The sequence below is a fragment of the Rhodococcus sp. (in: high G+C Gram-positive bacteria) genome (assembly GCF_049591685.1).
GTDB lineage: Bacteria > Actinomycetota > Actinomycetes > Mycobacteriales > Mycobacteriaceae > Rhodococcoides.
Genome location: NZ_JBAWFH010000550.1, coordinates 1 through 5003, shown reverse-complemented (window position 1 = coordinate 5003; position 5003 = coordinate 1). Strand labels below are relative to the sequence as shown.

General features: G+C 62.3%; 6 protein-coding genes. 1 reads left to right on the top strand and 5 read right to left on the bottom strand.

The window, feature by feature from the left end:
* The 3 genes from WBQ44_RS22510 to WBQ44_RS22500 form a co-directional block, all read right to left on the bottom strand.
* The coding region (locus tag WBQ44_RS22510) for a sodium:solute symporter family protein (RefSeq protein WP_495568879.1) at nt 1-1329 on the bottom strand (1329 nt) is incomplete at its 3' end.
* Nucleotide 1330: 1 nt separating this feature from the next.
* Nucleotides 1331-1609, bottom strand: coding sequence for a hypothetical protein (locus WBQ44_RS22505; protein ID WP_495568878.1), 279 nt, complete (start codon nt 1607-1609; stop codon nt 1331-1333).
* Between the two features lie 5 nt (nt 1610-1614).
* Nucleotides 1615-2379: an inositol monophosphatase family protein gene (locus WBQ44_RS22500; RefSeq protein WP_495568877.1), complete on the bottom strand. Its 765-nt coding sequence runs from the start codon at nt 2377-2379 to the stop codon at nt 1615-1617.
* Nucleotides 2380-2648: 269 nt separating this feature from the next.
* On the opposite strand from WBQ44_RS22500, the gene WBQ44_RS22495 reads away from it, so the two are divergent.
* Entirely contained in the window at nt 2649-3410 is a 762-nt protein-coding gene (locus WBQ44_RS22495) for a GntR family transcriptional regulator (protein WP_495568876.1), read from the top strand.
* A gap of 151 nt (nt 3411-3561) precedes the next feature.
* Here the strand turns inward: WBQ44_RS22495 and WBQ44_RS22490 are convergent, their stop codons facing one another.
* Both WBQ44_RS22490 and WBQ44_RS22485 read right to left on the bottom strand, forming a co-directional pair.
* Nucleotides 3562-3936 carry a hypothetical protein gene (locus WBQ44_RS22490; protein ID WP_495568875.1) on the bottom strand — a complete coding sequence of 125 codons (375 nt, stop codon included), beginning with the start codon at nt 3934-3936 and terminating at the stop codon, nt 3562-3564.
* The coding region (locus tag WBQ44_RS22485) for a WXG100-like domain-containing protein (RefSeq protein WP_495568874.1) at nt 3933-5003 on the bottom strand (1071 nt) is incomplete at its 5' end. The genes WBQ44_RS22490 and WBQ44_RS22485, both read right to left, overlap by 4 nt.

Genomic DNA, 5003 nt, shown 5'->3' with positions numbered 1-5003 from the left:
GAAGATCGCGGTGAGCACGAGGGCGACGGTGAAGCCGGAGACCATGCCTGCGACCGCACCGTTGCCGTTGCCGCCGCGCCAGAAGACGCCGAGGAACAGCGGGATGGCGAGCTGCACGACGCCCTGGTACGAGATCTGGGCGAGGAGTTGCAGGCGCGTCATGTTGAACGTGGCGTAGGCGACGACGGCTGCGGCGGCCATGAAGCCGAGTATGCTGATCTTCGCGACCTTGGTGAGCTGGCTGTCGGTGAGCTTGCGCTTGTCGGAGTTGACGAGGTCGTTGGCGATCTGCAGGCCGCAGACCTGGACGCTTCCGTCGATGTGGCCCATGGATGCGGCGAACACCATGGTGGCGGCGAGTCCGAGCAACCACGTTCCGCCGTAGCTTTCCGCGATGGTGAACCAGCCGGTCTGGGGCGATGCGACGACGTCGGGCATGACCGTGCTGGCGATACCGACGAGCATGAGCAGGGAGTAGAAGACGCCGGAGATCAGGACCGTGCGGATGGTGCCGGACTTGACGGCCCGCACGCTCGACGCGGTGTAGATGCGCTGGAAGCTCGTCGGCCAGCAGAGCGAGCCGACGACGCCGGTGAAGATGAGGGCGAAGAGGTAGAACGGGCCGTAGGCGTCGCCGTCGCCGGGGACGCGGAGGTACTCGTCGGCGACGTCACCGAGGGCGGCGAAGCTGATCGGGCCGCCGGCGACACCGGAGAGCAGGATCAAGCACAGTGCGGCGGAGAAGACGTAGGCGACGAGGCCCTGGAACATGTCGGTCATGATCAGGCCGCGCATGCCCATCTTGACGGTCCAGTACTGGCGGATGACGATGACGGCGAGGCCGATGAAGAGGCACGTGGTGACGGACCAGGCTCCGGCGCTGGCGATCTGGAAGACCTCACCGAGTGCCTGCATGCCGAGCACGACCCACGGGAAGAGCGAGACGATACCGATTAGGCTGGCGACGACCTTGGTGCCGCGCGAGTTGAAGCGCAGGCCGAGCAGGTCGGGTTGTGAGCGAAGGTTGTACTTCGCGCCCCAGCGCCAGGCGCGGGTGGCCATGAAGTACATCATTGCGACGCCGAGGCTGGAGTAGGCGAGGCCATAGAGGCCGAACACACCGGCGCCGCTGGCGATTCTGAAGAACGCGATGAACACCGATCCGGGCCACCACGAGTTGACGTAGCTCATTGCGACGTACCAGGGGCCGTAGGAGCGGCCGCCGACGGAGTACTCGTCGAACGTCGGCGACGACTTCTGTTGGGTGGTGTAGAGAATGAAGATGACGATGGCGTAGAAGACGCCGAGCATTCCCAGCATGATCAACATGTCATTCTCCAGTGAGGGGTGCGGTGGCGGGGAGGAGGTCCTCGTCGAGTTCGCCGCGGATGTCCTCGACGATGTAGAGGCCCCAGAGGGTCAGACCGAGAACGACTCCGTTGATCAGCCAGTACATGATGGCGAACGGAATGCCGAGGATTTCGAACCGAATTCCGCTGCTCCACCTGTAGAGCGGAGGGAACAGAGCGAAGAGCAGAGCGAGAGCGTAGATGCTGCCGAAGAACGTCATGATGCTCTTCCGGCTCAGGCCGCGAATGTACTCTTTCATGTGCGTCATCCTTGGTTGACTATTTTGACAACCGAGTCGTGCACGGCGCCGTTGGAGGCGATGCCGTTGCCGCCGTTGAAGTCTCGCGCTCCGTCGAGCGAGGTGAACATGCCGCCGGCCTCTTCGATGATGACCGGCATGGGGGCGAGATCGTATGCCTGCGTGGTGTAGTCGACGATCGCTTCGGCCTGGCCGCTCGCGACCATCATGTAGCCGTAGGCGTCGCCCCAGGTTCGGATGACGGCGCCCGCAGACTGGAGATCGACGATGGAATCGGAATGCCAGTCTTCGAGCCAGGTGGCCATGACGTAGGCGCCGTCGAGTTCAGTCTTGTCCGAAACATGAACTTGCTTGCCGTTCTTCCAGCATCCCTTGCCGCGTTCGGCGTGCATGAGGACATCCGCGCTGGGCAGGTTGATCACGCCCGCGACGATGGTGCCGTCTTCTTCGAGGGCGATCAGGTTGGCGTACAGCGGAACCCCGTGGACGAAGGACTTGGTGCCGTCGATCGGGTCGACGATCCAGCGGTACTGCGAGGTTCCGGTGGTTTCGCCGAACTCCTCGCCGAGGAAGCTATCGTCGGGGTAGTGCTCGGCGACCTGGGCCCTGATGTACTGCTCGATCTCGCGATCCGCCTGCGTAACAGGGGAACCGTCCTGTTTCGACTCGACCGCGAGGGCCGAGGTGTCGAACCAGCGGCGGGCGATCTCACCCGCCGAGCGGGCGAGCTCCACGCCGAGTGCGGCGCGGGCCGACCGGGAATCTTCCACAGTGGTTCACCCTTCTGTTGTGCGCCTTCGGCGCCGGTGTGTGCGAAGTGATAGTTGGGCATCACTTTCCGCACACGGGTAAAGATGCGCGTAGACCATTTCTGGTTTTGTTCGTCGTGTGTGAACTGCGTGTAACGCCTCGCGGGAGCGGAGCCCTATAGGACACCCGCGGTGTTAATCGTGCGTAAATCAGCAGGTAGGGCGGTAGTTCGAGGGCGTCATCAGGGCTAGATTGATTGAACAATGAACTTGGAGGTGCGCCCGTGCTGATGATGGAGCAAACCCATGCCGCCCTGCTTCGCTTGGTAGGCGAGCTCGAGCAACGATCGGTGCCGCGCCTACCACCCGAGCGCGAACTCGCCGAGCGGCTCGGAACCTCGCGGACAACGGTGCGCAAAGCAATGGACCTGCTCGAACGCGACGGCGTGATTCGCCGGATGAAGGGCAGAGCCGGTGGTGCGTACCTAACCGCGGTGTCACCGGGCTCGCCGTCACCGGAGAGCGCGCTGTCGGTCTGTCAGAGTCGACGGCTACTGCGCAGCCTGAACACCGTCAAGGGTGTTCCACAGATGTTGCACGAGCAGGGTTTTCGCGACGGCACGAAAGTCATCTCGGCCAGAATGGCCACGCCGTCGCCCGACGCTGCCCGCGTTCTCGGTGACGGACCCGTGGTCTCGCTTCTGCGTTTGCGGTTCGCCGACGGCGACACCCTGTCGCTCGAACAGATGTACCTCAGCGGCAGCATCTGCGGGCGAGTGTTGGAGACACCACTGAACTCCGTCTACGAAGCGCTACGCACCCGGCTGGGAATTTCAGTCTGCATGGCCGACGAATCGATCGAACTGGCGACGCTCTCTGCTCCCGCCGGCGCGCTGCTCCGGCAACCCGAAGGCACTGCCGTCCTCAAGCTCGAACGCACCGGCTACGACCAACTCGGCAGGCCCGTGGAGTACTCCGTGGACTTGTTCCGCGCCGACCGCACGCGGTTGAACGTGCGAACCTCGTCGTTGGTGAGTGCGTCGGCCATGTGAACGCAAGTCCAGCACTTTCCGCATTACGTCGACCGGATCCGCGGACTGGCAGTCAATAGCGGCAGAGCGCGGCCCGAGAGTGAAACAGCCGTTCGGCCGAGAGGCGTCGCTGTCATGTTGTCGAGCAACGGATTCAGTTCGAGCGACGGATTCAGTCGTAGACGAACCGCGGTTCCGTCGCTGAATGGATCTCCACACGTCCCCAGTCGCCCTCCGCGACATACACGCCTTGATCGAAGGAGAGAAAATCGATGTTGCCCAAGTCCACGTCGCCCGCTGCGTCCGTGTACTGCTGGGTCGACCTGTATACCCACGTGCTCGCGGTTACCTGAGCGAACACAAGCCTCCCCAGGGCGTAGCAGTACTGCTCGTCCGGCTTCGGAGGCTGATAGCGCGGGCTCTCTGGCGTCAGCACGGCATCTAGTGCGAAAGCAAGCTCACCGGGAGCCTCCAATATGGACAGCACGTAGCTGTCCTCCAGATACACGTCGGCCAGCCCCTTCAGCTGCGAGTAGTCATTGTTCATGGCATGTCCCATTCGATCGGAGTGTGATTACCTGGGCTTCTGCGCGTCACTTCGTTGCCGAACGGGTCGACTCGTTGACCATCGGCGTTCCTGATCTCGACGTGGGGGCCTCCGCTTCCGGGTGCTCGGTCCGTGCCGCTCTTGATCGTTAAACGTGTCACACCATTCTCGTCGATGTACTTGGGTGGCCCGTTGGCGGTCTGTATTTTGGTCCATCCTTCGGACTGCGCGTACCTCTCCAAGTCGGACGCCTTCGGCTTGTTACCGTTGGCGAACAGCTCGTCTATGTTCCGCTTCGGCGGTGTCCGACGAACGACATCGACAATGTTCTGGCCGATCGCCCTCAGCCGCAGTAGCACCCGCTGAACCACACCGAGGTCGGCTCCGACCCGAACGCCTCGGCTGATGTTCTTCGACGCGGACCACGCTGCGATGCCGTTGCGAATCAGTTTTCCGTATTTATTGATCGACGCAGCTGATTTCGCGGTGCCGACGGCCGCCGATGCTCCGAAGCTGATGAACGCCGCTGCAATCGAAACCGCCGCGGTGATGGCAAGCTCTTCTGCGAGGTCCTCCAACATCCCGGACAACTGTGCTCGGAGCTCGACTATATTCGCGGCATAGTCTTCACAGGAATCGGCTAGCTCACCACAGGCGAATTGAATGGCCTGAAAGGTCGTGCGTAAATCGTCTATGTCGTCGAGAATCAGATCGGTCTCAGCCGACTGAATGTCGAAGAACAGATCCCCCGCCGATGTGAGATGGCCGACGACATTGCCTAGTTGCGTGTCGGTACTCAGGTCCCGCCACACCGCACCGGCTCGCCGAAGGTTGTCGGTGTCGCCGTCGGGTATGGGAATTCCTACTGCGTCCGCGATACCGAACGCATAGTCCTGCAGTCCTATACCGGTCCCGCCGGCTGAGTGATGCAGCGTAACAGTGCAACCTGGCGCAAAGGAAGGATGAGGTGGTGGTTGGGGCGTCGTCGTTGCCGACCGGTTTGCGGCGCTCTCTGCCATAGCATGGTTGTGGCCGACTTGGTTTAGCACGACGCAGTAGTTTTCCAG

What these genes read in the sequence shown, in the direction of transcription:
- WBQ44_RS22495 (WP_495568876.1), top strand. Translation starts at nt 2,649, where the DNA reads ATGATGGAGCAAACCCATGCCGCCCTGCTTCGCTTGGTAGGCGAGCTC.
- WBQ44_RS22505 (WP_495568878.1), bottom strand. Translation starts at nt 1,609, where the DNA reads ATGAAAGAGTACATTCGCGGCCTGAGCCGGAAGAGCATCATGACGTTC.
- WBQ44_RS22490 (WP_495568875.1), bottom strand. Translation starts at nt 3,936, where the DNA reads ATGAACAATGACTACTCGCAGCTGAAGGGGCTGGCCGACGTGTATCTG.